Annotated in this window: 28 protein-coding genes, 1 pseudogene and 1 riboswitch; of the genes and pseudogenes, 24 read left to right on the forward strand and 5 right to left on the reverse strand. The window is 54.3% G+C overall.

The window, feature by feature from the left end; all coding sequences use genetic code 11:
• Positions 1 to 21 precede the first annotated feature (21 nt).
• Positions 22 to 900: an IS982 family transposase gene (locus tag CD000_RS00065; protein WP_011230510.1), complete on the reverse strand. Its 879-nt coding sequence runs from the start codon at positions 898 to 900 to the stop codon at positions 22 to 24.
• 280 nt (positions 901 to 1,180) lie between these two features.
• On the opposite strand from CD000_RS00065, the gene CD000_RS18605 reads away from it, so the two are divergent.
• Both CD000_RS18605 and CD000_RS18610 read left to right on the forward strand, forming a co-directional pair.
• Entirely contained in the window at positions 1,181 to 1,336 is a 156-nt protein-coding gene (locus tag CD000_RS18605; RefSeq protein ID WP_162839636.1) for a hypothetical protein, read from the forward strand.
• Positions 1,337 to 1,435: 99 nt separating this feature from the next.
• A complete protein-coding gene (locus CD000_RS18610) occupies positions 1,436 to 1,606 on the forward strand; it encodes a hypothetical protein (protein ID WP_198962469.1) in 171 nt (56 codons plus the stop codon).
• Between the two features lie 215 nt (positions 1,607 to 1,821).
• On the opposite strand, the gene CD000_RS00070 is transcribed toward CD000_RS18610, so the two are convergent.
• Together CD000_RS00070 and CD000_RS00075 are read right to left on the reverse strand one after the other, a co-directional pair.
• Complete coding sequence (locus tag CD000_RS00070; protein ID WP_096224617.1) at positions 1,822 to 2,157, reverse strand: spore coat protein; 336 nt, start codon at positions 2,155 to 2,157, stop codon at positions 1,822 to 1,824.
• A 15-nt stretch (positions 2,158 to 2,172) separates the two neighbouring features.
• Positions 2,173 to 2,430 carry a hypothetical protein gene (locus tag CD000_RS00075; RefSeq protein WP_096224618.1) on the reverse strand — a complete coding sequence of 86 codons (258 nt, stop codon included), beginning with the start codon at positions 2,428 to 2,430 and terminating at the stop codon, positions 2,173 to 2,175.
• 164 nt (positions 2,431 to 2,594) lie between these two features.
• Here CD000_RS00075 and CD000_RS00080 point away from each other — a divergent pair, with 164 nt between their 5' ends.
• On the forward strand, positions 2,595 to 3,512 hold the full coding sequence (locus CD000_RS00080) for a proline dehydrogenase family protein (RefSeq protein ID WP_096224616.1): 918 nt from the start codon (positions 2,595 to 2,597) through the stop codon (positions 3,510 to 3,512).
• Between the two features lie 217 nt (positions 3,513 to 3,729).
• Here CD000_RS00080 and CD000_RS00085 read toward each other — a convergent pair whose 3' ends face one another.
• Positions 3,730 to 3,879, reverse strand: a complete 150-nt coding sequence (locus CD000_RS00085) for a YuzL family protein (RefSeq protein ID WP_011232479.1) — start codon at positions 3,877 to 3,879, stop codon at positions 3,730 to 3,732.
• Between the two features lie 187 nt (positions 3,880 to 4,066).
• On the opposite strand from CD000_RS00085, the gene CD000_RS00090 reads away from it, so the two are divergent.
• The 18 genes and pseudogenes from CD000_RS00090 (at position 4,067) to sufB (ending at position 20,522) form a co-directional block, all read left to right on the forward strand.
• Positions 4,067 to 6,454: a 3-hydroxyacyl-CoA dehydrogenase/enoyl-CoA hydratase family protein gene (locus CD000_RS00090; RefSeq protein WP_033026183.1), complete on the forward strand. Its 2,388-nt coding sequence runs from the start codon at positions 4,067 to 4,069 to the stop codon at positions 6,452 to 6,454.
• Between the two features lie 27 nt (positions 6,455 to 6,481).
• On the forward strand, positions 6,482 to 7,654 hold the full coding sequence (locus CD000_RS00095; RefSeq protein WP_011232477.1) for an acetyl-CoA C-acetyltransferase: 1,173 nt from the start codon (positions 6,482 to 6,484) through the stop codon (positions 7,652 to 7,654).
• Between the two features lie 137 nt (positions 7,655 to 7,791).
• On the forward strand, positions 7,792 to 9,576 hold the full coding sequence (locus tag CD000_RS00100; protein ID WP_096224619.1) for an acyl-CoA dehydrogenase family protein: 1,785 nt from the start codon (positions 7,792 to 7,794) through the stop codon (positions 9,574 to 9,576).
• Positions 9,577 to 9,653: 77 nt separating this feature from the next.
• Entirely contained in the window at positions 9,654 to 10,019 is a 366-nt protein-coding gene (locus CD000_RS00105; protein WP_011232475.1) for an arsenate reductase family protein, read from the forward strand.
• A gap of 96 nt (positions 10,020 to 10,115) precedes the next feature.
• Positions 10,116 to 10,499 carry a glycine cleavage system protein GcvH gene (gene gcvH / locus CD000_RS00110; protein ID WP_011232474.1) on the forward strand — a complete coding sequence of 128 codons (384 nt, stop codon included), beginning with the start codon at positions 10,116 to 10,118 and terminating at the stop codon, positions 10,497 to 10,499.
• A gap of 75 nt (positions 10,500 to 10,574) precedes the next feature.
• On the forward strand, positions 10,575 to 10,811 hold the full coding sequence (locus CD000_RS00115) for a YusG family protein (RefSeq protein ID WP_011232473.1): 237 nt from the start codon (positions 10,575 to 10,577) through the stop codon (positions 10,809 to 10,811).
• Positions 10,812 to 10,909: 98 nt separating this feature from the next.
• A complete protein-coding gene (locus tag CD000_RS00120) occupies positions 10,910 to 11,269 on the forward strand; it encodes a toprim domain-containing protein (RefSeq protein WP_096224620.1) in 360 nt (119 codons plus the stop codon).
• Positions 11,266 to 11,583, forward strand: a complete 318-nt coding sequence (locus CD000_RS00125) for a thioredoxin family protein (RefSeq protein ID WP_011232471.1) — start codon at positions 11,266 to 11,268, stop codon at positions 11,581 to 11,583. The genes CD000_RS00120 and CD000_RS00125 overlap by 4 nt, the downstream gene beginning before the upstream one ends.
• Positions 11,584 to 11,729: 146 nt before the next feature.
• Positions 11,730 to 12,077: a sterol-binding protein gene (locus CD000_RS00130; RefSeq protein ID WP_096224621.1), complete on the forward strand. Its 348-nt coding sequence runs from the start codon at positions 11,730 to 11,732 to the stop codon at positions 12,075 to 12,077.
• Between the two features lie 73 nt (positions 12,078 to 12,150).
• A riboswitch (SAM riboswitch) is annotated at positions 12,151 to 12,260 on the forward strand.
• An 87-nt stretch (positions 12,261 to 12,347) separates the two neighbouring features.
• The gene (locus tag CD000_RS00135) at positions 12,348 to 13,376 is read left to right on the forward strand and encodes a methionine ABC transporter ATP-binding protein (RefSeq protein WP_096224622.1); all 1,029 of its coding nucleotides are present in this window, start codon (positions 12,348 to 12,350) and stop codon (positions 13,374 to 13,376) included.
• Positions 13,366 to 14,034 carry a methionine ABC transporter permease gene (locus tag CD000_RS00140; protein WP_011232468.1) on the forward strand — a complete coding sequence of 223 codons (669 nt, stop codon included), beginning with the start codon at positions 13,366 to 13,368 and terminating at the stop codon, positions 14,032 to 14,034. The genes CD000_RS00135 and CD000_RS00140 overlap by 11 nt, the downstream gene beginning before the upstream one ends.
• A 15-nt stretch (positions 14,035 to 14,049) precedes the next feature.
• Positions 14,050 to 14,901, forward strand: a complete 852-nt coding sequence (locus CD000_RS00145; RefSeq protein WP_096224623.1) for a MetQ/NlpA family ABC transporter substrate-binding protein — start codon at positions 14,050 to 14,052, stop codon at positions 14,899 to 14,901.
• Between the two features lie 130 nt (positions 14,902 to 15,031).
• Positions 15,032 to 15,121 (forward strand): annotated as a pseudogene (locus CD000_RS00150) (carboxymuconolactone decarboxylase family protein); the annotation flags it as partial.
• A gap of 233 nt (positions 15,122 to 15,354) precedes the next feature.
• Positions 15,355 to 16,134 carry a Fe-S cluster assembly ATPase SufC gene (gene sufC / locus CD000_RS00155; protein ID WP_011232465.1) on the forward strand — a complete coding sequence of 260 codons (780 nt, stop codon included), beginning with the start codon at positions 15,355 to 15,357 and terminating at the stop codon, positions 16,132 to 16,134.
• A gap of 17 nt (positions 16,135 to 16,151) precedes the next feature.
• A complete protein-coding gene (sufD, locus tag CD000_RS00160; RefSeq protein ID WP_011232464.1) occupies positions 16,152 to 17,462 on the forward strand; it encodes a Fe-S cluster assembly protein SufD in 1,311 nt (436 codons plus the stop codon).
• Positions 17,459 to 18,679, forward strand: a complete 1,221-nt coding sequence (locus tag CD000_RS00165; protein ID WP_096224624.1) for a cysteine desulfurase — start codon at positions 17,459 to 17,461, stop codon at positions 18,677 to 18,679. The genes sufD and CD000_RS00165 overlap by 4 nt, the downstream gene beginning before the upstream one ends.
• Positions 18,669 to 19,118 (forward strand): Fe-S cluster assembly sulfur transfer protein SufU, encoded by a 450-nt coding sequence (gene sufU / locus CD000_RS00170; protein WP_013144310.1) that lies wholly within the window; start codon positions 18,669 to 18,671, stop codon positions 19,116 to 19,118. Before CD000_RS00165 ends, sufU begins: the two co-directional genes overlap by 11 nt.
• Before the next feature lie 6 nt (positions 19,119 to 19,124).
• Positions 19,125 to 20,522 carry a Fe-S cluster assembly protein SufB gene (gene sufB, locus CD000_RS00175; RefSeq protein ID WP_011232461.1) on the forward strand — a complete coding sequence of 466 codons (1,398 nt, stop codon included), beginning with the start codon at positions 19,125 to 19,127 and terminating at the stop codon, positions 20,520 to 20,522.
• A 259-nt stretch (positions 20,523 to 20,781) separates the two neighbouring features.
• Here the strand turns inward: sufB and CD000_RS00180 are convergent, their stop codons facing one another.
• On the reverse strand, positions 20,782 to 21,414 hold the full coding sequence (locus CD000_RS00180) for a LysE family translocator (RefSeq protein ID WP_063164842.1): 633 nt from the start codon (positions 21,412 to 21,414) through the stop codon (positions 20,782 to 20,784).
• Positions 21,415 to 21,609: 195 nt separating this feature from the next.
• On the opposite strand from CD000_RS00180, the gene CD000_RS00185 reads away from it, so the two are divergent.
• The 3 genes from CD000_RS00185 to CD000_RS00195 are packed head-to-tail and all read left to right on the forward strand — an operon-like array spanning position 21,610 to position 24,784.
• Complete coding sequence (locus CD000_RS00185; RefSeq protein ID WP_011232455.1) at positions 21,610 to 22,458, forward strand: DUF72 domain-containing protein; 849 nt, start codon at positions 21,610 to 21,612, stop codon at positions 22,456 to 22,458.
• A 23-nt stretch (positions 22,459 to 22,481) separates the two neighbouring features.
• Complete coding sequence (locus CD000_RS00190; protein ID WP_014196670.1) at positions 22,482 to 23,384, forward strand: sulfite exporter TauE/SafE family protein; 903 nt, start codon at positions 22,482 to 22,484, stop codon at positions 23,382 to 23,384.
• A gap of 17 nt (positions 23,385 to 23,401) precedes the next feature.
• Positions 23,402 to 24,784, forward strand: coding sequence for a bifunctional metallophosphatase/5'-nucleotidase (locus CD000_RS00195; protein WP_011232453.1), 1,383 nt, complete (start codon positions 23,402 to 23,404; stop codon positions 24,782 to 24,784).
• The last annotated feature ends 53 nt before the right edge of the window (positions 24,785 to 24,837 follow it).

Raw genomic sequence — 24,837 nt, forward strand, 5'->3', positions numbered from 1 at the left:
ACCCGTGGTGCTAGTTGAGCTTTAGCGCTCAACTAGCCCAAGTGTAACCAGGGAATAAGCTAACAATATACCGTCTAGTGCCACTTCAAATCCGATAATCGAATTGGCTCGGATCCCCGTGATGCGATAGTGGTCAACCAGAACCGAGAACACCGTCTCGATCACTTTGCGTTTTTGTTGGATCCACTGCTCCCATGTCTCAGACGCACGATGTTTCTGGTTTTTTCGAGACGGAGTCCAAAGCGCCATTTGGTATTCTTCGTACAGCCTTTTTTGCAAGTCACGGCTAATGAATCCTTTGTCCCCAAAGTTATACGGGTGGGGAATTTGGGTCATCACGCTTTCGGCTGCGATTCGATCGTGGCAAGATGCTTCCGTCACCACATACCCCATTGGCAGCCCTTGATCGGTCACTTGAAGGTGCAGCTTCAACCCATAGTACCATTGCTTTTTTGAAGCGCAATACCCGATGTCTGCGATCTCTTGAAACCGTTTGACGCGATGCATTCTTGCGGTATGGCACAACGGGAGCGGCAAGCTGTCGACGACGGCATAGGCATGATGTTGGCCGCGTTTTGCCAGCTCATGGCGGATCCATTTGATAGCGAAGCCAAGCGCCCGGCAGCGGCGGTTATACCGGGAACGTTCGAGAAACGAGCCGTTTGTGAACAAATTTCCCGTGACAAAACGATGCCACGCCCGTTCAGAAGTAAAACCGAGCAGCTTTCCTAAAAGATGAATGGCGATGATGACAGCGTCCTCTTGCTTGACCAAATGGCGATTTCGACGATGAAGATGCACCTGAATGCATGAAAGTTGAGCAGAAACAAAAACGAAAATGGCGGCATATTGCTTTTGAATCTTGGCCCGATCTGTAGTAAAATGAAAGTGCTCTTGCATAGGGATCCTCCTTTTTAATGGTTGGTTGCACTTTCATTTTAAGGGGATCCTCATGCAAGGGCTATTTTTATGCTTGTTTGAGTTTATCTAGCACCACGGGTAAAAGAAAATAATTTCCTTTAATGAGAATATCTTATAGAAAGAGACCTTCCTTTGCATTCACGGATCGATGATTTGGGAGAAATCGCCGTTTTTCACCAGCCTTCTAGGTACTGGCCTAAGCAGCGGGCGTTTTTTCTGCATACAGTGGGACTAAAGCAAGCGGAAGGAGGAAAGCAAGATGAGCCATCTCCAAGCAGCGGATGAACGCATTTGGCGGCCGCACCCGTTTTTCTTCGGCGCTCCGTTTTTTGGCGGCTTTTTAGGCGGTTTGCTCGGGAGCGCATTAGTTCCGCTGTTTTTCTATCCGTTGTGGTATGTCCCCATTTGGTGGTGAGAAACCGGCAAGGGTTGGGCGGACGACCCACCCTCTTTTCTTGTTTGTTGCATATGAATACAGTGTAGCATTCTAGCTTTGGGGAAAGGAGAAGGAACGATGCCATTTCCAGGATTGTTGTTTGGCGCCCCATTTGTCGGCGGCTTCTTAGGCGGATTGCTCGGCGGCGCGTTAGCTCCGCGTCCGTTTTACCCGTACCCGCCGTATCCGCCGTATCCGCCGTATCTGCCGTATCCGCCGTATCCGCCGTATCCAGACTGGTGGGATTGATCGTCTATTCATGAAAGAATAAGCATCCCTGTGGAACAAGAAGGGGTGCTTATTCAATGATCTCGGTGTCGCGGATGCGGACGTCGGCTGTTTGCAGCATGTTCCACACGGATTCGGATGGCGCTGCCATCCCTTTCTCCCTTTTCTGCACCCGGTCTTCTTAACGGATTGAGAAAGAGGATGTCCTTTTGCTGTTCGGACATCCTCTTGCTTTGTTATTGCATGACATTCCCTTGATAAGGGAGCTGATTCGTATACCCTTGGAACTGCTGGTACATTTGCTGAAGCTTTTGCGGATCGGCGACTTCAAGTTTGTACCAGCCTTTTTTGAACATCAAGTTATACAGTTCGCGCTGGCAGTTTTGTGTTTCTGTGAAAATGTTCATCATTTCTTGATATAACGGTTGGTTGCTCGCCTCATGCAAGTACACGCTGTATGCCGACGTCATGTATTTTTCTGTTGTCAACATGTCGTTCAAAAAATCGCGTTCGTTCATTTGCGGTGTTTTCGGCACTTGCGTTTCCGGGTTTTGCACTTGTCTTGTGTTCATGCGGCTTTCCTCCTTTTACATGACCGGCGGTTGCGGCGGGTTTTGCAAATGGCGCAAAATCATGTCGTAATGGCGCTGATGCATCTGTCCAGCGCGCTCGATCGCCTGCACCACTTCAGGGTCTCGGCATTGCGCGGCGAAAAAGTGCGCCTTTTTCGCCGCGAGCAAGTTCCACGACATCATATCGGAAAAATACATGGCGTCTTTTGATGACACCATTTGCGGCGGTTCGGGCATCGCGGTCTGCGGGTTCATTTGCGGTTGTTGCTGCATCGCGTTTCGCTCCTTTCATGGTTTGTTCGCTTGTAGATTGTGCAGTGAGTGGAAAATTATTCACATATAAAAGATAAAACGTGCGGAAAAAACATATTCAATCGGGCGGAAACATGGTACAATAAGGATTATGAATGCGTTTCCGTACAAGGGGGCTTGCAACAGTGGAACAGCTGATGCGCGACTTTTTTTTGTTCTTGTCCAAAAATAAGACGTTGACCCGGTTGGCGAAGCGATACGGCCTCCGCTTCGGCGCGTCAAGGTTTGTCGCCGGCGAAACGATCGAGGAAGCGGTGCGCGTCATCCGCCAGCTGAACGAAAAAGGATTGGCGGTCACGGTCGACTATTTGGGTGAGTTTGTCGACAATGAGCAGGAAGCGAATGAGATGGCGCGCCATTGCTTGGAGGCGATTGAGGCGATCAGCCGGGAGAAATTGAACTCGCAGCTGTCGCTGAAAATGACATCGATGGGGCTTGATATTTCCGATGAGCTTGTCATGCGCAACATGCGCCGCATTTTGGATGCGGCGAAAGAGCGCGGCGTGTTCGTGACGATCGACATGGAAGACTATTCACGCTGCCAAAAGACGCTGGACATTTTTAAAACGTTGAAAAAAGAATACGACAACGTCGGCACGGTGCTGCAGGCGTATTTGTACCGGACGGAACAAGACATTGAAGACTTAAAGCCGTACCGCCCGAACTTGCGTCTCGTCAAAGGAGCGTACAAAGAACCGCCCGAAGTGGCGTTTCCGGATAAAAAAGATGTCGATGAGAACTTTAAGAAGATCATCAAAATGCATTTGCTAAACGGCAACTATACGGCGGTGGCGACGCATGACGACGCCATCATCGAATATACGAAGCAGCTCGTCAAAGAATACAACATTCCCAACAGCCAGTTTGAATTTCAAATGCTGTACGGCATCCGCCCGGAGCGCCAAGTGCAGCTGGCGCGCGAAGGATATACGATGCGCGTGTACGTTCCGTACGGCACGGACTGGTATGGCTATTTTATGCGCCGGCTCGCCGAACGGCCGGCCAACGTGGCGTTTGTTTTAAAAGGCATCCTCCGCAAGTAGGGGCGCAAAACAGAGGAAAACGCCGGCGGACGCCGAGCGTTCGGGCGCAGAAGGGGACAGGCATCCAGCGGCAACGGCCATCAAGCCTTTTTGGATTTCAGACAAACGCCGTTGCATGTCACGGGGCGTCGGGCGGTCATTTGAGGTAAACGCCGTTCAGATCGTGCGGCCTCTCTTTATTTGCAGCTATGACAGGCGGGAGCTGACGCCATGGGCGTCAGTCCCCTTGCATGTTGTGTTTTTTGTACTGCTGGTTTTGGCTTGTCCGCTTGCCGCCGCCGTCGGCTTCGACCGTCGGGCCGGCGTTTCCTTTGACGCTTGCGGCGCTGACGCCGCGTTCAGATGGATTTTTTTTCAACCGGGCCATCGGTGGTTCACCTCCTGATCGTTAGTATGAGCAACATTTCGGAGTGCGATGTCGGGAAAAATATGCACAAATATATTGCGAAAATTATCAACATACTATATATTTAGTTATAGAGAGCGGTTTCAACGATATTTTTTTCATCAAAAAATGAATGATCATTCATTCAATGGTGTGAGGGGGAACCGAAATGGTAAAACGCATTCGGCGCGCCGCGGTGCTCGGGTCCGGCGTCATGGGTTCGGGCATTGCCGCCCATTTGGCGAACGTCGGCATTCCGACGCTGCTGTTGGATATCGTGCCGCGGGAATTGACGAAAGAGGAAGAAGCAAAAGGTTGGACGCTCGAGCATAAACAAGTGCGCAACCGCCTCGCCAATCAGGCGCTCGAGCGGCTGCTCAAGCAAAAACCGGCGCCGCTCATGTCCAAAGACAACATCGCTTTGATTGAAACGGGCAACTTCGAGGATGACTTCCACCGGCTCGCGGAAGTCGATTGGATCATTGAAGCGGTCGTTGAAAAGCTGGAAGTGAAAAAAGAAGTCTTCGCTCGCGTCGACGAGGTGCGGACGCCGGGGACGATCGTCAGCTCGAACACATCCGGCATCTCGATCGCCGCAATGGCGGAGGGGCGTTCCGACGATTTCAAAAAACACTTTTTAGGCACGCATTTCTTCAACCCGCCGCGCTATTTGAAGCTGCTTGAGATCATCCCGACGGAGCATACGGATCCGGATGTGGTCGCCTATATGAAATCGTTCGGCGAAGACGTGCTCGGCAAAGGCGTCGTCATGGCGAAAGATACGCCGAACTTCATCGCCAACCGGATCGGCACGTATGGCTTGCTCGTCACCGTCCGCGAGATGATGCAAGGCGGCTACAGCGTCGGCGAGGTCGATTCGGTGACGGGGCCGCTCATCGGCCGGCCGAAAAGCGCGACGTTCCGCACGCTTGACGTCGTCGGGCTCGATACGTTCGTGCATGTCGCCAACAACGTGTATGAAAACGTCGAAGGGGAAGAAAAAGAGGCGTTCCGCGTGCCGGAGTTTATGAAAACGATGCTTGAAAACGGCTGGCTCGGCAGCAAATCCGGACAAGGCTTTTTTGTCAAGCAAGGAAAAGACATTCTCGAGCTGAACTACGTCACGATGCAATACGAGCCGCGCAAAAAGCTTGTCACCCCGGCGGTGGAGATGGCGAAGCAGGCGAAAGGAGCGGCTGCCAAGCTGCAAACGCTCGTGTATGCCGATGGCGACCGCGCGGGAACGCTCCTTTGGAACATCATCGCACCGACATTGCTGTACACTGCCCGCCTTGTCGGGGAGATCGCCGACGACATCGTAGCGATCGATCAGGCGATGAAGTGGGGGTTCGGCTGGGAGCAAGGTCCGTTTGAACTGTGGGATGCGATCGGCCTCGAGAAGTCGGTGCGTAAAATGCAGTCAGAAGGGCGCGACATCCCGTCGTGGATCACGGACATGCTCGACGACGGAGCCACATCGTTCTATAAAACGGAAAACGGCCGGCTGTTCTATTATGCGCCGGGCGGGTATAAAACAGTAGAAGAAAACGAAAAAGTCATCCACATCCGCCGGCTGAAAGAGGCGCGCGGCGTCATCAAGAAAAATGCCGGCGCCAGCCTCATTGACCTCGGCGACGACGTGGCGCTTCTGGAGTTCCATTCGCCGAACAACGCGATTGGCGCCGATATTGTCCAAATGATCAACGAGGCGCTTGAGGAAGTCAACCGCAACTACAAAGGGCTCGTCATCGGCAACCAAGGGAAAAACTTCTGCGTCGGCGCGAACTTGGCGATGATGCTCATGGAGGCGCAAGACGAAAACTTTTTTGAATTGGAACTTGCCGTTCGCCAGTTCCAGCAAGCGCTTCTCAAAATGAAATACAACCCGAAGCCGGTCGTCGTCGCGCCGTTTGCCATGACGTTAGGCGGCGGGGCGGAAGTGAGCTTGGCGGCTTCACGCATCCAAGCGGCGGCCGAGACGTACATCGGGCTCGTCGAAGTCGGCGTCGGCTTGATTCCGGGCGGCGGCGGCAACAAGGAGCTGTACATCAAACGGTTGAACAGCCTGCCGCGCGGCGTGGACGTCGACTACGTCAAAATCGCGGCCAGCGTATTTGAAACGATCGCCATGGCGAAAGTGTCGACGTCAGCGGCGGAAGCGCGCGAGCTTGGCTTCTTGAATCACCGCGACGGCATCACGATGAACGGCGACCATCTGCTGTATGAAGCGAAACAGGCGGTGCTCTCGATGTATGAGGAAGGGTACCGGCCTCCTGTAAGGAAGAAAGTGCCGGTGGCCGGCGAAAGCGGCTATGCCGCCATGCTGCTTGGGGCGCAGTCGATGTTCCATTCCGGCTACATCAGCGAGCACGATTTGAAAATCGCGAAAAAATTGGCGTATGTTCTAGCCGGCGGCAAAGTGCCGTACGGAACGGAAGTCGACGAGCAATATTTGCTCGATCTCGAGCGCGAGGCGTTTTTGAGCCTCATCGGCGAGCCGAAGACGCAAGCGCGCATGCAGCATATGCTTGTGAAAGGAAAACCGCTCCGCAACTAAAGCGGAGGAGATCAAGGGGGGATTGGCGTGAGAGAAGCGGTCATTGTCGCAGGTGCGCGCACACCGGTCGGCAAAGCGAAAAAAGGAACGCTCGCCCACGTGCGGCCGGATGATTTAGGGGCGCTCGTCGTCAAAGAAACGATCAAGCGCGCGGGGAACTATGAAGGAAACATTGACGACTTGATTATCGGGTGCGCCATGCCGGAGGCGGAGCAAGGATTGAACATCGCCCGCAACATCGGCGCGCTCGCCGGGCTGCCATATACCGTGCCGGCGATCACGATCAACCGGTATTGCTCGTCCGGTTTGCAGGCGATCGCCTATGCGGCGGAACGGGTGATGCTCGGCCATTCCGACACGGTCATCGCCGGCGGGGTCGAATCGATGAGCATGGTGCCGATGATGGGGCATGTCGTCCGCCCGAACGCCCGCTTGGCGGAAGAAGCGCCGGAATACTACATGTCGATGGGGCACACTGCCGAGCAAGTGGCGAAAAAATACGGCGTCAGCCGCGAGGACCAAGACGCATTCGCGGTGCGCAGCCACCAGCGCGCCGCCAAGGCGATTGCCGAAGGAAAATTCAATGAAGAAATCGTGCCGGTCGAGGTGACGGTGCGCAAAGTAGAAGGCAACAAACTCGTTGAGGAGAAAGTCGTCTTTACACAAGATGAAGGCGTGCGCCCGGACACGAATATGGAAACGCTCGCGAAACTCCGGCCGGCGTTTGCGGTAAACGGCACCGTCACCGCCGGCAACGCGTCGCAAATGAGCGACGGGGCGGCGGCGGTCATGGTGATGGACCGCGAAAAAGCGGAGTCGCTCGGCTTGAAGCCGCTCGGCAAGTTTCGTTCGTTCGCGGTTGCCGGCGTGCCGCCGGAAGTGATGGGGATCGGCCCGGTCGCTGCGGTGCCGAAAGCGTTGAAGCTGGCCGGCCTTGAGCTGTCCGACATCGGTTTGATCGAGCTGAACGAAGCGTTCGCCTCGCAATCGATCCAAGTCATCCGCGAACTTGGGTTGGATGAAGACATTGTCAACGTCAACGGCGGGGCGATTGCTCTAGGCCACCCGCTCGGCTGCACGGGCGCGAAGCTGACCTTGTCTTTGCTTTACGAAATGCGGCGCCGCAACGTGCAGTTCGGCATCGTCACGATGTGCATCGGCGGCGGCATGGGAGCGGCCGGCGTGTTTGAGCTGCTGTAGCGGCAGCTGACAGCGAGCGGGCTTCATCAGCTCGCGCGAGGCATGCATCCGCATTTGCCCGGCTGCATGGAACGTCTATTTCCCGGGCGGCGTTGCCGCCCGGATCATCAATCATCTTTCGGGGGAGGAAATCAACGATGGCCAAAACGATGGAAGAAGCGATCAAAGGCGGCAGCTTTTTGATTGAAGACATTCCGGCGGAGCGCGTGTTTACGCCGGAAGATTTCACCGACGAACATCATATGATTGCCAAAACGACGGAAGAGTATGTCAACAATGAAGTGCTCCCGCAGCTCGAGCATTTGGAAAACCACGAGTTTGACCGTTCCGTGAAATTGCTTCGCAAAGCGGGCGAGCTCGGCTTGTTAAGCGCTGACATTCCGGAAGAATACGGCGGTTTGGACCTAGATAAAGTCAGTTCGGCCATCATTGCGGAAAAAATGGCGCCGGCCGGCGGTTTTGCCATTTCGCACGGGGCGCACGTCGGAATTGGCTCGCTGCCGATTGTGTTGTTTGGCACGGAAGAACAAAAACAAAAATATTTGCCGTATTTAGCGACCGGCGAAAAAATCGCCGCCTACGCCTTGACGGAGCCTGGCTCGGGTTCGGACGCCCTCGGCGCGAAAACGACGGCGAGATTAAACGCGGAAGGCACGCATTACATTTTAAACGGCGAAAAACAATGGATCACCAACTCCGGTTTTGCTGATGTGTTTGTCGTCTATGCAAAAGTCGACGGCGAACATTTCACCGCGTTCATCGTGGAACGCGACTTCCCGGGCGTTTCAACTGGTCCGGAAGAAAAGAAAATGGGGATTAAAAGCTCGTCGACAAGAACGCTCATTTTGCAAGATGTGCCGGTGCCGAAAGAAAACGTGCTCGGTGAAATCGGAAAAGGCCATGTCATCGCCTTCAACATTTTGAACATCGGCCGCTACAAGCTTGGGTTAGGGGCGGTCGGCGGCGCGAAGCGGGCGCTTGAAATCACGCTCAAATACGCCAATCAGCGCCAGCAATTCAAACGGCCGATTTCGCAGTTTACGTTGACGCAGGAAAAATTCGCGACGATGGCGTCGCGCCTGTATGCCGCCGAAAGCTCGGTTTACCGCACGGTCGGCTTGTTCGATGAACGGATGAGCCTGCTTGATGCGGAAAAGGCGAAAGATGGCAAAGAAGTGGCGAAATCGATCGCCGAATATGCGATCGAATGCTCATTGAACAAGTTTTTTGCCACGGAAGTGCTCGATTACATCGTGGATGAAGGCGTGCAAATCCACGGCGGGTACGGCTTTATGCAGGAATACGAAATTGAGCGCGCCTACCGCGATTCGCGCATCAACCGCATTTTCGAGGGGACGAACGAAATCAACCGCCTTCTCGTGCCGGGCATGTATTTGAAAAAGGCGTTAAAAGGCGAGCTGCCGCTCTTCCAAAAAGCGCAGCAGCTTCAGGAAGAACTGATGATGATGGCCGCCGAAGAGCCGGGGACGGGCGCGCTGGAACAAGAGAAATACTTGGTGCGCAACGCGAAAAAAATCGCCTTGATGGTCGCCGGTTTAGCGGCGCAAAAATACGGCCAGCGCATTGAAGAAGAGCAAGAAGTGCTCGTCAACATCGCCGACATCGTCTCGAACATTTATGCGATGGAATCAGCGCTTTTGCGCACGGAAAAAGCGATTCAGGCGAGCGGTGAGGAGAAAAACAAACAAAAATTGCTGTACACGCAAATTTTCTGCCAAGAGGCGTTCAATGAAATTGAAGCCCATGCGAAAGAAACGCTCGTCGCCGTCGAACAAGGAGACACGCTGCGGATGATGCTCGCCGCTCTCCGACGGCTGACGCGCCATACGCCGATCAACGTGATCGCGAAAAAACGCGAAGCGGCCGCCGCGCTCATTGAAGCCGAACGGTATATTGTGTGATAATGGGAAGCACCAGGCGTTTGCCTGGTGCTTCTTATTTGTTTGCCACACAGCGGAAATGAAAGGGAGGAGTGAAGATGGCGCTCACGCTCTATTGGTATCCAAAATGCGGAACGTGCCGGAAGGCGAAAAAATGGTTGGATGAACACGGCATTGAGGTGCAAACGGTGCATTTGGTCGACGAGCCGCTGACGAAAGAGCAGCTCGCCCGTTTGCACCGTCAAAGCGGGCTGCCGCTCAAAAAATTTTTCAACACGAGCGGGATGAAATACCGCGAGCTTGGCTTGAAGGACAAGCTCGACCGCGCATCGGAAGACGAGATGCTCGATTGGCTCGCCTCGGACGGGATGTTGGTCAAACGGCCGATTTTGACGGACGGCGAGCGGGTCGTCGTGGGCTTTCGCGAACAAGAATACGAGGCGTTTTTCGCGGCGGGGACATAAAAAATTTTTTGCAAAATCGGGTGAATTCAGTGAGTTTTTGCGGAAAATCGGTTATGATGAAAAGGAATATACATTTTGTCGCAATGGAGGGATACGATGAACACGCCGAAAGAACTTCGCTATACAAAGGAGCATGAGTGGGTGCGCGTGGAAGGAGAGAACGTGCGCATCGGCATTACGGATTACGCCCAATCAGAGCTTGGCGACATCGTCTTTGTCGAGCTGCCGGAAGTCGGCGCAGAGGTTACGGCGAACGAGCCGTTCGGCAGCGTTGAATCGGTGAAAACGGTCTCGGAATTGTATGCGCCGATCAGCGGCACGGTCGTTGAAGTGAATGAGGCGTTAAATGACCATCCGGAGTACGTGAACGAATCGCCGTATGACAAAGCGTGGATGATCGTCGTCAAACCGAATGATTTGAGCGAAATCGACAATTTGTTGACGGCGGAACAATACGAGGCGATGATCAACGAAGGATAAACGTTCCTGCAATCTTCGCTTCGATTCGGGCACTCTATACATACCGGAATTTGATTGAAAAAAGGGGTGCTCGCGATGGCGCTGCAAACGACGCGCATAGATGTCACGGACCGGATCATCGGCAAACTGAACGGCCGCTCGCTGGAGTTGTACGAGGAAGGAGAGCTCATCGGGCGCCTTCCGCTTCCGGCGGCCGTCCCGTTGAAAAAGGGGTATACCGAACAAAACGGAAGAATTTACAAACAGGTGACCGCTACCGTTGAGCCGGACCAAAAATATGTCGATTGCGACGGGGAAGCGGGCTGGTGTTGAAAGGCAACGGTGGATGGCTGTTGCTTTTCATTTTCAACATTTGGCCGGCGCAAGACATACAATAATAGTATCCTCATTTGAAGTTAGGTGGGTCGGACATGCGACGCGTGGAAAAAGTGATCATCGTCGAAGGGCGATCAGACAAGCAAAAAGTGGCGGCGGTGCTGAACGAACCAGTCGTCATCGTCTGCACAAACGGCACGATCAGTGATGCGCGCCTTGAGGAGCTGGCCGATGAGCTGGAAGGATGCGGTGTATACGTCTTGGCCGATGCCGATGAGGCGGGAGAAAAATTGCGCCGGCAGTTTCGCCGCATGTTTCCAGAGGCGGAGCATCTTTACATTGACCGGGCGTATCGCGAAGTGGCGGCCGCTCCGCCTTGGCACTTGGCGCAAGTGCTGTTGCGCGCTCGTTTCGACGTCCGCATCGAATCGCTCATGAGGGGAAGAGGCGAGTGAAAGCGATCGACCGAAACGATGTCATGCGAGTGGTGGAAGTCGAGCCGCTTCTGGCCCTTTACTTGTATACCCCGCTGTGCGGCACGTGCCAGCTGGCGCGGCGGATGCTCACGGTGGTGGAGCAGTTGTTTCCGGCGCTGCCGTTTTACGAAACGGACATCAACTATATCCCTGAGCAGGCCGTTGCGTGGAAAATTGAAAGCGTTCCTTGCCTGCTTCTTTTTAGGGACGGAACGGTCGCAGGCAAGTGGTATGCCTTTCATTCCGTTCCGTATTTGTACGAAGTGATTCAAGCCTGCTTGCCGTCCCGATGATTCGCCTTTTTTTGACGCTGTTTGACACATTTCTTGGGAAATGACAAAAACGGCGCTCGTTCGTCAACGGGTTGTCGAGATTTTTGTAAAGGATTTCTCCTCTTCAGGTGGAAGTGAAAAAAATAAAAATGGGGGAGGGGATATCCATGGAAATGCGTGAATTAGTTGGGCAGTTCGTGGAACGGATGCAAGTGTTGCACCATTTGGTGCCGATTTTGCCGGATGAGCAGCTGTATGTTCGGTTTGAAAGCGATGACGAAACCGCCTTGCTGTTGATCGGCAAGGAATCAGCCGCTAGAGGGATGGAAAACGATGAACGGAAAACATTGACGGTGCGCGGTTCCAAAGAGGCGCTCGCGTCCCTGCTGAACGGCGAACTGAAGCTGCAGCAGCTCGTCCGGCTGCGCGAAGTGCATGTATCGGGAAGCTTTCGTCATCTGTTGCTGCTTGAGTCGCTCCTCCATTTGGCTAAGCCGTATCGGCATGTTGGGTGAAATTTTTATTGACAATGTTCGACACAAGGTGATACAATCACAGCTGTAGTCAATCGAATAGGTGATTGTTGCGCTCTTATCAAGAGAGGTGGAGGGATGTGCCCAATGAAGCCCGGCAACCGTCAGCGCATGTGCTGAAATGGTGCCAATTCACACAAAGCGGCCTGCTTTGAGAGATAAGAGACAGAATGGTGCACAATACCTTTCTGTTCTCTGCGGGCAGAAAGGTTTTCTTTTTGCGCTCCGCCGCTTGGGGAGGAAGGTGAAACGATGATTACACTCGAACAAGTGACGAAAATCTATCAAGCGGCCAACGGCTCGGTCACGGCTGTCGACAATGTGTCGCTTGAGATTCGCGAAGGGGAAATTTTCGGCATTATCGGCTACAGCGGCGCGGGGAAAAGCACGCTCATCCGCTTGCTCAATGGGCTCGAGAAGCCGACGAGCGGCAAGGTGATCGTCGCCGGCCGCGACATGGGGCGCATCAAAGGGCGGGAGCTGCGCAAGGCGCGTCAAGAAATCGGGATGATTTTCCAGCATTTCAACTTGCTTTGGTCTCGCACAGTCAGGGAAAACATTGCCTTTCCGCTTGAAATTGCCGGCGTCCCGAAAGAGGAGCGGAACAAGCGGGTGGATGAATTGATCGAGCTTGTCGGCCTTTCCGGGCGCGAGGATGCCTACCCGTCGCAGCTGAGCGGCGGGCAAAAGCAGCGGGTCGGCATCGCCCGGGCGCTCGCCAACAACCCGAAAGTCTTGCTGTGCGACGAGGCGACATCGGCGCTCGACCCGCAGACGACCGATGCGATTTTGGACTTGCTCGTTGACATCAACAAGCGGCTCGGGCTGACGATTGTGCTGATCACCCATGAAATGCACGTCATCCGCAAAATTTGCGACCGCGTTGCGGTGATGGAAAGCGGCCGAATCGTCGAGCAAGGCGAAGTGTTGCATGTGTTCCGCAACCCGCAGCAGCCGATCACGAAACGGTTCGTCAAGCAGCTGATCGAGCCCGAGGAGACGGAAGAGGCGATTTCTCATTTGTTTGGCCAATACCCGAGCGGGCTGATCGCGCAGCTGACGTTTGTCGGCGCGGCAGCCGGAAAGCCGCTCACCACCGAAGTGGTGCGTCAGTTTGCCGTCGATGTCAACATTTTGCAAGGGAAAATTTCGCAAACCCATCAAGGCGCCTATGGGGTGCTGTTCGTGCACCTCGACGGGGCGAGGGATGAAATCGACCGGGCGCTTGACTACATTCAAAGCCAGCAGGTGGCGGTGGAGGTGATTCACGATGCTCGCTAACCTCCTGCCGAACGTGCAATGGGAGACGATGTGGGCGGCGACGGTCGAGACGCTGTATATGACGGGAGTGGCGGTGGCGGCCACTTTCGTCCTCGGAATCGTTCTTGGCTTGCTTCTATTTTTGACAGCGAAGGGCAACCTATGGGAAAACCGGTTTGTCAATACAGTGATTGCGGCGTTTGTGAACATTTTCCGCTCGATTCCGTTTATTATTTTGATCATTTTGCTCATTCCGTTTACCACCTGGCTTGTCGGGACGATGCTTGGCGCCAATGCGGCGCTGCCGGCTTTGGTCATTGGGGCCGCGCCGTTTTACGCCCGCATGGTCGAAATCGCTCTTCGCGAAATTGATAAAGGCGTCATCGAAGCAGCCCAAGCGATGGGCGCCTCAACGTGGACGATCATTTGGAAAGTGCTGCTGCCGGAGTCTTTGCCGGCGCTCGTCTCCGGCATTACGGTGACGGCGGTGTCGCTCGTCAGCTATACAGCGATGGCTGGAGCCATCGGCGCCGGCGGGCTTGGGAACTTGGCGTATTTGGAAGGGTTCCAGCGCAACCATAACGATGTGACATTTGTCGCAACCGTATTGGTGTTGGTCATTGTATTTATCATTCAGCTGATCGGTGACTTTGTCACTTCGAAAATCGATAAACGATAAAGGGGGAAACAACTGATGAAGAAATGGTTGGGTGTGTTGCTCGCCGCCATTCTCGTGCTCGCTTTGGCGGCATGCGGCGGCAACAATAACGACAGCGCGGAAGGCGGCAAAGACGGCAAATTGGTGAAGTTGAAAGTCGGCGCGTCGAACGTGCCGCACGCGGAAATTTTGGAAAAAGCGAAACCGATTTTGAAGAAAAAAGGCATCGACTTGGAGATCATTACGTTCCAAGATTACATCTTGCCGAACAAAGCGTTGGCTGATAAAGACATCGACGCCAACTACTTCCAGCACATTCCGTACTTGGAATCGCAAATGAAAGAACACGGCTATGATTTCGTCAACGCCGGCGGCATTCATATCGAGCCGATCGGCCTGTATTCCAAAAAATACAAAAGCATTGAAGAACTGCCGGACGGCGCGACGATCATCATGAGCAACTCGGTCGCCGACCATGGCCGCATTTTGTCGATGCTGCAAGAAAAAGGGCTCATCAAATTGAAACCGGGCGTCGATAAAACGAAAGCGACAGTCAATGACATCATCGAAAATCCAAAGCATTTAAAATTTAAGGCCGATGTCGACGCCGGGCTTCTGCCGCAAATTTACAAAAACGGCGAAGGCGATGCGGTGCTGATCAACGCCAACTATGCGCTTGACGCCGGTTTGGACCCGGCGAAAGACCCGATCGCCGTGGAGTCGCCGAAAAACAATCCGTATGTGAACATTATTGCGGTGCGCAAAGGCGATGAAAACCGGAAAGAAATCAAAACGCTTGTCGAAGTGCTGCAATCGAAAGAAATCCAAGATTTCATTAAAGAAAAATACCACGGCGCCGTCATTCCAGCGGCGACAAACAATCAATAACGGAAGCGAATCGCTTCCGTTATTTTTTGCACAAAAAAGAGCCACCCGAAAGTTCAAAACCGTTTTGGATGGAGAGACGCCGCGGCCGGTCTGTTTTCCCGCGCTTCATCGGTTGTTCAAACGCGCCAGTACGGCGGCCGCGTTTGGCGGCGGGGCGGCGATGAGCCAGGCGGTGACGCTCGTGCAAGAATGCCTCCGCGAGCTGCGGGCGGCTCACTAGACTCCGGAAAAAACGGGGGCTTTTTTTTGCAAAAACTCGTACAAGCTTGAGGTTTTCGTGTAAAATAGTAAAAGGCGCTATTTTTTCACACGGCCATCGTGAAAAACAGAGCAGGGAAGTTGCAGGTAGTTTTCATTTGTTATAAAATTGTAATGAGAATAAAATGAGAATGAGCGATCGCTAGAAGACAAGCGAGCGAACTGACTCTCAATCGGGAATTGGAGGTATGCTGCATGGCGGTATTGACGATTCGCAATCTCCACGTCGCCGTGGAGGGAAAAGAAATTTTAAAAGGAGTGGACTTGGAAGTCAAAGGCGGGGAAATCCACGCCATCATGGGTCCGAACGGAACGGGGAAGTCGACGCTGGCATCGGCCATTATGGGCCATCCAAAATATGAAGTGACAGAAGGATCGGTGACGCTCGACGGCCAGGATGTCCTTGAGATGGAAGTCGACGAACGGGCGCGCGCCGGCCTGTTTTTGGCGATGCAATACCCAAGCGAAATCAGTGGAGTGACGAACGCCGACTTTTTGCGCGCTGCGATCAATGCCCGGCTTGGCGAGGGCAACGAAATTTCGCTCATGAAATTCATCCGCAAGCTCGATGAAAAAATGGCGTTTCTCGAAATGAACCCGGATATGGCGCACCGTTACTTGAACGAAGGATTCTCGGGCGGGGAGAAAAAGCGAAATGAAATTTTGCAGCTGATGATGCTTGAACCGAAAATCGCCATTTTGGACGAGATCGACTCCGGATTGGACATTGACGCGCTCAAAATCGTCGCCAAAGGCGTCAACGAAATGCGCAGCAGCGAATTCGGCTGTTTGATCATCACTCACTACCAACGGTTATTGAACTACATCACGCCGGATTACGTGCACGTCATGATGCAAGGGCGCATCGTCAAATCCGGCGGTCCGGAACTGGCGCAGCGGCTTGAGGCGGAAGGGTACGACTGGATCAAAAAAGAGCTTGGCATTGAAGACGAAACGGTCGGACAAGAAGCGTAAGCGTTAGGAGGAGGATTATGGCGACAGAAACGAAAATCCCATTCGATGAAACATACATCCGCACGTTCTCAAGCGGGCGCGGCGAGCCGGACTGGCTGACGGCGCGGCGCCTTGAGGCGCTTCGGCTGGCGGAGCGGCTGCCGCTTCCGAAACCGGAGAAGACGAAAATCGACAAATGGAATTTCACCGAGTTCGCCCGCCACACGGTCGACAGCGCGCCGTATGATGGTCTTGACGATTTGCCGGAAGCGGTCAAGGCGCTCATCGAGGCGGGCGAAGGAACGAAAAACTTGTATGTGCAGCGCAACCATACGCCGGCGTACGTGTCGCTGTCCGATGAATTAAAAGAAAAAGGCGTCATTTTCACCGACATCTTCACAGCAGCGCGCGAGCATGGCGACTTGCTGAAAAACTATTTGATGACGGCGGTCAAGCCGGATGAGCACCGCCTTGCCGCGCTCCATGCGGCGCTGCTCAACGGCGGCGTGTTTGTCTATGTTCCGAAAAACGTGGAGATTGAAACGCCGCTTCAGGCGGTCTATATTCAAGACGAAGATGACATCGCCTTGTTTAACCACGTGATCATTGTCGCGGAAGACAACAGCCGCGTCGTGTTTGTCGAAAACTATATATCGGCAAGCCGAGAAGGAAAAGCGGTCGTCAATGTGGCCGCCGAGGTGTTTGCCCAAGCGAACGCAAGCGTCTTTTTCGCCGCCGTCGACCATTTGGCCAAAGGCACCACGACGTATGTCAATCGGCGCGGCATCGCCGGGCGCGACGGACGGATCGAATGGGCGCTCGGGCTGATGAATGACGGCAACACGGTCTCCGAGAACATCACCCGCCTTGTCGGCGACGGCTCGTTCGGCGATACGAAAACGGTCGCGGTCAGCCGCGGCGAGCAAGTGCAAAACTTTACGACCAGCGTCGTCCATTACGGCAGGCATACGGAAGGTTACATTTTAAAACATGGCGTCGTCCGCGACAGCGCGACCTCGATTTTCAACGGCATCGGCAAAATTGAGCACGGCGCGTCGAAGTCAAACGCCGACCAGGAGTCGCGTGTCTTGATGCTGAGCGAAAAAGCGCGCGGCGATGCGAACCCGATTTTGCTCATTGATGAAGACGACGTCATGGCCGGCCACGCCGCTTCTGTCGGGCGCGTTGACCCGATCCAATTGTATTACTTAATGAGCCGCGGCATTCCGAGACGCGATGCGGAACGGCTCATCATCCACGGCTTTTTGGCGCCGGTTGTCGAGGCGATTCCCCTTGAAGGCGTGAAAAACCAATTAATTGAAGTGATTGAAAGGAAAGTTCAATCATGAATGTAAACGACATTCGCGCGTTGTTTCCGATTTTGCATCAGCAAGTGAACGGCCATCCGCTCGTCTATTTTGACAGCGCGGCGACGTCGCAAAAGCCGCTGCCGGTGATTGAGACGCTTGACCGCTATTACCGCGAGTACAACTCGAACGTCCACCGCGGCGTCCATACGCTCGGGACGAAGGCGACCGATGCGTACGAAGGCGCGCGCGAAAAAGTGCGGCGGTTTTTAAACGCCCAATCGGCGCAGGAAATCATCTTTACGCGCGGCACGACGGCATCGCTTAATTTGGTCGCTGCAAGCTACGGGCGCGCCAACGTCAAAGAAGGCGATGAGATCGTCATCACGTACATGGAGCATCACAGCAACTTGATTCCGTGGCAGCAGTTGGCGAAGCAAACGGGGGCGACGTTAAAATACATTCCAATGCAGGAAGACGGCACGATCGATTTGCGCGACGTTGAGGCGGCCATCACCAAAGCGGCGAAGATTGTCGCCATTGCTCATGTATCGAACGTGCTTGGGACGATCAACCCGGTGCGGGAGATCGCCCGCATCGCCCATGAGCGCGGCGCGGTCGTCGTCGTCGATGCGGCGCAAAGCGCTCCGCATATGAAGGTCGATGTCCAAGAACTTGATTGCGATTTTCTCGCCCTTTCCGGCCATAAAATGTGCGGGCCGACGGGAATCGGCGTATTATATGGCAAAAAGAAATGGCTTGAGCAGATGGAGCCAATCGAGTTCGGCGGCGAAATGATCGATTTTGTCGAGCTGTACGACTCGACGTGGAAAGAGCTGCCGTGGAAGTTTGAAGGCGGCACGCCGATTATCGCCGGGGCGATTGGCCTTGGTGCAGCGATCGATTTCCTTGAACAAGTCGGCTTGGACGCCATCGCCGCCCATGAGCATGAGCTGGCGCAATATGCGCTTGAACGAATGGCGGACATCGAAGGCGTCACCGTCTATGGCCCGAAAGAGCGGGCGGGGCTTGTCACGTTCAACATCGACGGGGTGCATCCGCACGATGTGGCGACTGTCCTTGACGCCGAAGGAATCGCCATCCGCGCCGGCCACCATTGCGCCCAGCCGCTCATGAAATGGCTCGGCGTGACGGCGACCGCCCGGGCGAGCTTTTACCTTTACAATACGAAAGAGGAAATCGATGCATTCATCGCCGCATTACAGAAAGCGAAGGAGTACTTCAGCCATGTCTTCTAATCATCCGTTGGACCAGCTTTACCGCCAAGTCATTATGGATCATTATAAAAACCCGCGCAACCGCGGGGTGCTTGAAGGAACGAACGTCGATGTCAACATGAACAACCCGACGTGCGGCGACCGCATCCACTTGACGATGAAAGTCGAAGACGGAAAAGTCGCCGACGTCAAATTTGAAGGGGAAGGCTGTTCGATTTCAATGTCGTCGGCGTCGATGATGACGCAGGCGATCAAAGGAAAAACGGTGGAGGAAGCGCTTCGGCTCGCCCACATTTTTTCCGACATGATCCAAGGGAAAGAGTACGACGATTCGGTCGATCTTGGCGACATCGAGGCGCTCCAAGGCGTTTCCAAATTTCCCGCCCGCATTAAATGCGCGACGTTGGCGTGGAAAGCGCTCGAAAAAGGGCTGCACAATCATGAACATGAAGGAAGGTGAACCGAGATGGCGAAAAAAGCCCCGGAAATTGGTGAATACAAGTACGGCTTCGTCGACAAGGACGTCTCCGTCTTCCGCGCCCAGCGCGGCTTGACGCGTGAAGTCGTCGAAGAAATTTCGCGGATGAAAAACGAGCCGCAATGGATGCTCGAGTTCCGCTTAAAAGCGCTCGACATCTTCTACAGCAAACCGATGCCGCAATGGGGCGGCGACTTGTCAAGCCTCGATTTCGATGAAATTACGTACTACGTCAAACCGACGGAAAAATCGGGCCGTTCGTGGGATGAGGTGCCGGCGGAGATCAAAGCGACGTTCGATAAATTAGGGATTCCAGAGGCGGAACAAAAATATTTGGCCGGCGTCTCGGCGCAATACGAATCGGAAGTCGTCTACCACAACATGAAAGAAGACCTCGAAAAACTCGGCGTCATCTTTAAAGACACCGACTCGGCGCTGAAGGAAAACGAAGACTTGTTCCGCGAGTATTTCGCCAAAGTCGTGCCGCCGACGGACAACAAATTTGCGGCGCTCAACTCGGCCGTCTGGTCGGGCGGTTCGTTCATCTACGTCCCGAAAGGCGTCAAAGTCGATACGCCGCTTCAGGCGTACTTCCGCATCAACTCGGAAAACATGGGGCAGTTTGAACGGACGCTCATCATCGTGGACGAAGGGGCGCACGTCCATTACGTCGAAGGCTGTACAGCGCCGATTTACACGACGAACTCGCTTCATAGCGCGGTTGTGGAAATCATCGTCAAAAAAGGCGCCTACTGCCGCTACACGACGATCCAAAACTGGGCGAACAACGTCTTCAACTTGGTGACGAAGCGCGCCGTCTGCGAAGAAAACGCGACGATGGAATGGATCGACGGCAACATCGGCTCGAAGCTGACGATGAAATACCCGGCCGTCATCTTAAAAGGCGAAGGGGCGCGCGGCTTGACGCTGTCGATCGCCATCGCCGGCAAAGGGCAGCATCAAGACGCCGGGGCGAAAATGATCCATTTGGCCCCGAATACGTCATCGACGATCGTCTCGAAGTCGATCTCCAAACAAGGCGGCAAGGTGACGTATCGCGGCATGGTCCATTTCGGCCGCAAAGCGTCCGGCTCGCGCTCGAACATCGAATGCGATACGCTCATTCTCGACAATCAGTCGACATCCGATACCATTCCGTACAACGAAATTTTAAACGACAACGTGTCGCTCGAACACGAAGCGAAAGTGTCGAAAGTGTCGGAAGAGCAGCTGTTCTACTTGATGAGCCGCGGCATTTCCGAGCAGGAAGCGACGGAAATGATCGTCATGGGCTTCATCGAGCCGTTTACAAGGGAGCTGCCGATGGAATACGCGGTCGAGATGAACCGCTTGATCAAATTCGAGATGGAAGGAAGCATTGGGTAAGCTTGATGAATCAAGGGTGGAGCGCTCCAGCGTGGGCGCTTGACCCACAAAACGCCCACATGATCAACGCAGGACAAAACAAGGGAGCGGCCGCCGTCCCTTATTCTTTCCGGTGATCTCCGGAAGCGTCAAGGCCGCTCCGCAGGCCATTTCCTCCCTCATGGGAGCATGTTTTTAGGGGAGCGCTCTTTTTGGGCGCTCCCCTGTCTTTCATTTCACATGCCAGGCGGCTCTGTTCAGCCGCGCCCGGTCTTCCTGTTTAGCTCTGGACTTTTTCAAGCGCCAATTTGATGCCGAACCCGATCATCACCGCGCCCGTGATGCCTTCGATCCATTTCTTCGTTTTCGGCCGCTTCATGAAATCGCTGATATAATGGATGAAGGAAATGTAAAACAAAAACCATATCGCGGTCATCGCCGTATAAGCCGCCCCCATCAGGAGAAACGGAACAAAGGAGTGCGAGCCCGGTGCTACGAATTGCGGCAAAAAGGTTAAGAAAAAGGCCGCCACTTTCGGATTTAAGAAATCGGTCAGAAACCCTTGCTTGAAGCAGGCGGTATGTTCTCCTCCTCCTCTGATGTCCGTTTCCACACTGGGGGCTTCGCCTTTTTTCATGACCCCATATAATGCCTTAACGCCTAAATACGTTAAGTACACAGCACCCACATACTTCAGGATCGAAAACAGCAAGGCCGATTGCATAATGACGGCGGAAAGCCCGAGCGACGCCGCGGCGGTGTGGAGAAACAAGGCGCAGCAAACCCCTAGTGCGGTTTTCAAGCCGCCGATCTTCCCTGCGGAAATGGTGTTTTTGGTCACCACCGCTGTGTCGGGGCCGGGCAGCACAATCAAAAATATCGATAAGAGAAGAAACGGGTACAGATGGATCATTGGACAGCCCTCCCATTGTCAGAATGTTTCGATGGGTATCATTGTATCGCAATCGTTCCTCGATTGTAAATTATGGACGTTATGAATCTATGAACTGACATTGCCCTTGATGGTGCGGCGGTCATTTTTATTTCGCGCCGCCCGCGCTTATGATATAGTGAAGATAGCTGGAAATCGAACGAATTGGTGATCGTGATGATTTACATCGGACTGACTGGTTGGGGGGATCATGACAACCTCTATCCGCCAGGTCTTGCGGCGAAAGACAAGTTGCTGGAATACGCGGCCCATTTTCCGACGGTCGAGGTCGATTCGTACTTTTACGCCATTCAGCCGCGTTCGAACGTGGAAAAGTGGATTCGCGAGACGCCGCCGTCGTTTCAGTTTATCGTGAAGGCATACCAAGGAATGACCGGGCATGAGCGCGGCCCGATTCCGTATGAAAGCAAGGAAGCGATGTTTGCCGCGTTTCTGGAATCGATCGCGCCGTTTCAGGAAGCGGGGAAATTGGCGATGGTGCTGTTTCAGTTTCCGCCGTGGTTTGACTGTCGGCGCGAGCATGTGGCGTACTTGCGCTGGACAAAAGCGCGGATGGGGGAGGTGCCGGCGGCGCTCGAATTTCGGCACCAATCATGGTTTTCGCCGCGCTTTTATGAAAAAACGCTTCACTTTATGGAAGAGGAAGGGTGGATTCACACAATTTGCGACGAGCCGCAGGCGGGGGAAGGGTCGGTGCCGACCGTTTTGCATCCGACCGACCGGGAAAAGACGCTCATCCGCCTGCACGGACGGAATGTCCACGGCTGGAACAAGGCGACGGCCGGCGAGAACTGGAGGGCGGTCCGCTATTTATACCGGTACAATGAGCGCGAGCTGCGCGAGTGGGTGCGCCATATAGAGGCATTAAAACAAAAAACGAAACAGATTTACGTGCTGTTTAACAACAACTCCGGCGGCGATGCCGCCGACAACGCCAAACAATTGATCGATTTGCTTGGCATTGAGTACACGGGCCTGGCGCCGCGGCAGCTTGGTTTGTTTTGAAGCGGGGAAGAGGGGGATGGAGGATGGCGTATGCGTTGCTTGTCTTGATCGGCTTTATCGCGGGGACGGTCGGCAGTTTGGCCGGCCTTGGCGGCGGGGTGATCATCGTGCCGTCGCTTCTGTTTTTCGGCGCGCTCGGCTGGCTGTCGGCGGTGACGCCGCAAGTGGCGGTCGGCACGTCGCTTGTCGTCATTATTTTCAATGGCTTATCGTCCACATTGTCGTATATGAAAGACAAAATGGTCGACTATCAAAGCGGCTTGCTCTTTTGCCTTGGCAGCGTTCCCGGGGCGGTCATCGGCGCTTGGGTGAACAATACGCTGAGCGCCGCTCATTTTTCATTGTATTTTGGGCTGTTTTTAATCGCCATGTCGCTCTTTTTGTCGCTGAGTCAAAAGAAAACGAAGCGTTCGGCTGACGAGACGGCGGCGGCGACGGAGAATGAACGGGAGTCATCCCGATCCGAGACGAAAGCGGAAACCCGCTTGAAACGGGCATCGTGGTGGGCGCGGAAAGTCATGCGCACGTACACGGAGCGGAACGGGGAGACGTTCGTGTACGGCTATTATCCGCTCGCCGCGATCGCCATCGCGTTTGTGGTCGGCTTTTTCGGCGGGTTGTTTGGCATTGGCGGCGGCTCGCTCATGGTGCCGGCGATGATCGTGCTGTTTCGCTTTCCGCCCCATGTGGCGGTCGCCACGTCGATGTTGATGATTTTTTTGTCCTCGCTCGTCGGTTCTCTCACCCATGTCGCGATGGGAAATGTGCAATGGTCGTTTGCCCTTGCCCTCATTCCCGGCGTATGGATCGGCGCGAAAACCGGGGCGTGGATCAATAAGCGGATGCCAAGCCGGACGCTTGTCGTCGTGCTTCGGATGGTGCTCGTTTTGCTTGGCCTTCGGCTTGTGATCGAAAGTTTTTCGTAACCAAGGAGGCTTGCGCATTGAAGCAAACCGTCTATATTTATCATACGAACGACGTGCACAGCCATTTTGAACATTGGCCGCAAATCGCCCGCTTTTTGTCAGAACGGAGAAGGGAGCATCGCGCGCGCAACGAGGCGATGCTTTTGTTTGATGTGGGCGATTTTCTCGACCGCGTGCACCCGATTACCGAGGCGACGCGTGGAAAAGCGAATGTGGACTTATTGAACGATCTTCACTATGATGCGGTGACGATCGGCAACAACGAAGGGATCACCCTTGATCATGATGAACTGGATACGTTGTACGAACAGGCTCGGTTTCCGGTCGTTGTCGCCAATTTGTTTCGCCGCGATGGCGTGCGGCCGCATTGGGCGTTGCCGTATGTCGTCATCCCGGCGACGGAGACGTTTCGCATTGGGGTGGTTGGCGCCACCGCTCCGTTTTCTCACTTTTACGAGCTGCTCGGCTGGAAGATCGTTCCGCCGTTTGACATGTTGGCAGCGGCGGTGGAGGAAGTGAGGCAAAAGGCCGATTGCGTCGTTGTGCTGTCTCATCTTGGGGTGAATGAGGATGAAAAAATCGCTGCGACGATCCCAGGCGTGGACATTATTTTAGGCGCTCACACCCACCATGTGTTTCCAGAAGGAAAAACATTGAATCAAACACTGCTTTGCGCGGCGGGGAAATACGGAAAATATGTTGGGGTGGTCAAGCTGGAGATTGACCAAAACCGGCTGTCCAGGGCATCCGCGACGGTCGTGGATGTCGAACCATTGCCCCGCTCCGAGGCGGTCGAGCGCCATCTTGTTTGTCTTGAGCAGGAAAGTTTGGCGCGGCTTGAAGCGGAACAAGTCGCCGTGCTCCATGATGACTTGCCGCTTGACTGGTTCGCCCCGTCGCCGCTTGGGAATTTGCTTGCTTCCGCTTTGCGTGAGTGGTGCCAAGCGGACATTGGCATGGTTAACGCCGGCGTGCTGCTTGCGCCGCTTGCGAAAGGGCCGGTGACGAAAAAAGATTTGCATCGCATTTGCCCGCATCCGCTCAACCCGTGCAAGGTGAAGCTGCGCGGCGCGGAGCTCAAAGAGATTATCCTTGAGGCCAACACGGAACGGATGAAGCATTGGCAGTTTAAAGGGTTTGGCTTCCGCGGCGAAGTGATGGGGGAAATGGTGTACGACGGCGTGGACATCGAGGCCGGGCTCGAGGAGGACGGTCAATGGCATATCCGCCGCATTATGATCAACGGCGAGCCGCTCGATCCCGAGCGCACGTATGAGGTGGCGACGACCGATATGTTTGCGATCGGCCACTTTTATCCGCAAATTCAGCGGGCGGCGGAAAAAACGTATTACATGCCGGAGTTTTTGCGCGATCTTCTCGCTTGGAAATTGGCCCAATAGGCAGGCACTTCTTTTTCCATGCTTCATACATTGGAGTATGGAAAGGAGAGTGA

This window comes from Geobacillus sp. FJAT-46040, from assembly GCF_002335725.1.
GTDB classification, from domain to species: Bacteria; Bacillota; Bacilli; order Bacillales; family Anoxybacillaceae; genus Geobacillus; species Geobacillus thermoleovorans.

Coding starts and splice junctions, on each gene's coding strand:
- CD000_RS00100 (WP_096224619.1), top strand. CDS start 7,792: ATGGCCAAAACGATGGAAGAAGCGATCAAAGGCGGCAGCTTTTTGATT.
- CD000_RS00105 (WP_011232475.1), top strand. CDS start 9,654: ATGGCGCTCACGCTCTATTGGTATCCAAAATGCGGAACGTGCCGGAAG.
- CD000_RS00070 (WP_096224617.1), bottom strand. CDS start 2,157: ATGAACACAAGACAAGTGCAAAACCCGGAAACGCAAGTGCCGAAAACA.
- sufU (WP_013144310.1), top strand. CDS start 18,669: ATGTCTTCTAATCATCCGTTGGACCAGCTTTACCGCCAAGTCATTATG.
- CD000_RS00190 (WP_014196670.1), top strand. CDS start 22,482: ATGGCGTATGCGTTGCTTGTCTTGATCGGCTTTATCGCGGGGACGGTC.
- CD000_RS00130 (WP_096224621.1), top strand. CDS start 11,730: ATGGAAATGCGTGAATTAGTTGGGCAGTTCGTGGAACGGATGCAAGTG.
- CD000_RS00135 (WP_096224622.1), top strand. CDS start 12,348: ATGATTACACTCGAACAAGTGACGAAAATCTATCAAGCGGCCAACGGC.
- CD000_RS00120 (WP_096224620.1), top strand. CDS start 10,910: ATGCGACGCGTGGAAAAAGTGATCATCGTCGAAGGGCGATCAGACAAG.
- CD000_RS18605 (WP_162839636.1), top strand. CDS start 1,181: ATGAGCCATCTCCAAGCAGCGGATGAACGCATTTGGCGGCCGCACCCG.
- CD000_RS00075 (WP_096224618.1), bottom strand. CDS start 2,430: ATGCAGCAACAACCGCAAATGAACCCGCAGACCGCGATGCCCGAACCG.
- CD000_RS00085 (WP_011232479.1), bottom strand. CDS start 3,879: ATGGCCCGGTTGAAAAAAAATCCATCTGAACGCGGCGTCAGCGCCGCA.
- gcvH (WP_011232474.1), top strand. CDS start 10,116: ATGAACACGCCGAAAGAACTTCGCTATACAAAGGAGCATGAGTGGGTG.
- CD000_RS00185 (WP_011232455.1), top strand. CDS start 21,610: ATGATTTACATCGGACTGACTGGTTGGGGGGATCATGACAACCTCTAT.
- CD000_RS00115 (WP_011232473.1), top strand. CDS start 10,575: ATGGCGCTGCAAACGACGCGCATAGATGTCACGGACCGGATCATCGGC.
- CD000_RS18610 (WP_198962469.1), top strand. CDS start 1,436: ATGCCATTTCCAGGATTGTTGTTTGGCGCCCCATTTGTCGGCGGCTTC.
- CD000_RS00065 (WP_011230510.1), bottom strand. CDS start 900: ATGCAAGAGCACTTTCATTTTACTACAGATCGGGCCAAGATTCAAAAG.
- sufB (WP_011232461.1), top strand. CDS start 19,125: ATGGCGAAAAAAGCCCCGGAAATTGGTGAATACAAGTACGGCTTCGTC.
- sufD (WP_011232464.1), top strand. CDS start 16,152: ATGGCGACAGAAACGAAAATCCCATTCGATGAAACATACATCCGCACG.
- sufC (WP_011232465.1), top strand. CDS start 15,355: ATGGCGGTATTGACGATTCGCAATCTCCACGTCGCCGTGGAGGGAAAA.
- CD000_RS00180 (WP_063164842.1), bottom strand. CDS start 21,414: ATGATCCATCTGTACCCGTTTCTTCTCTTATCGATATTTTTGATTGTG.
- CD000_RS00090 (WP_033026183.1), top strand. CDS start 4,067: ATGGTAAAACGCATTCGGCGCGCCGCGGTGCTCGGGTCCGGCGTCATG.
- CD000_RS00165 (WP_096224624.1), top strand. CDS start 17,459: ATGAATGTAAACGACATTCGCGCGTTGTTTCCGATTTTGCATCAGCAA.
- CD000_RS00145 (WP_096224623.1), top strand. CDS start 14,050: ATGAAGAAATGGTTGGGTGTGTTGCTCGCCGCCATTCTCGTGCTCGCT.
- CD000_RS00140 (WP_011232468.1), top strand. CDS start 13,366: ATGCTCGCTAACCTCCTGCCGAACGTGCAATGGGAGACGATGTGGGCG.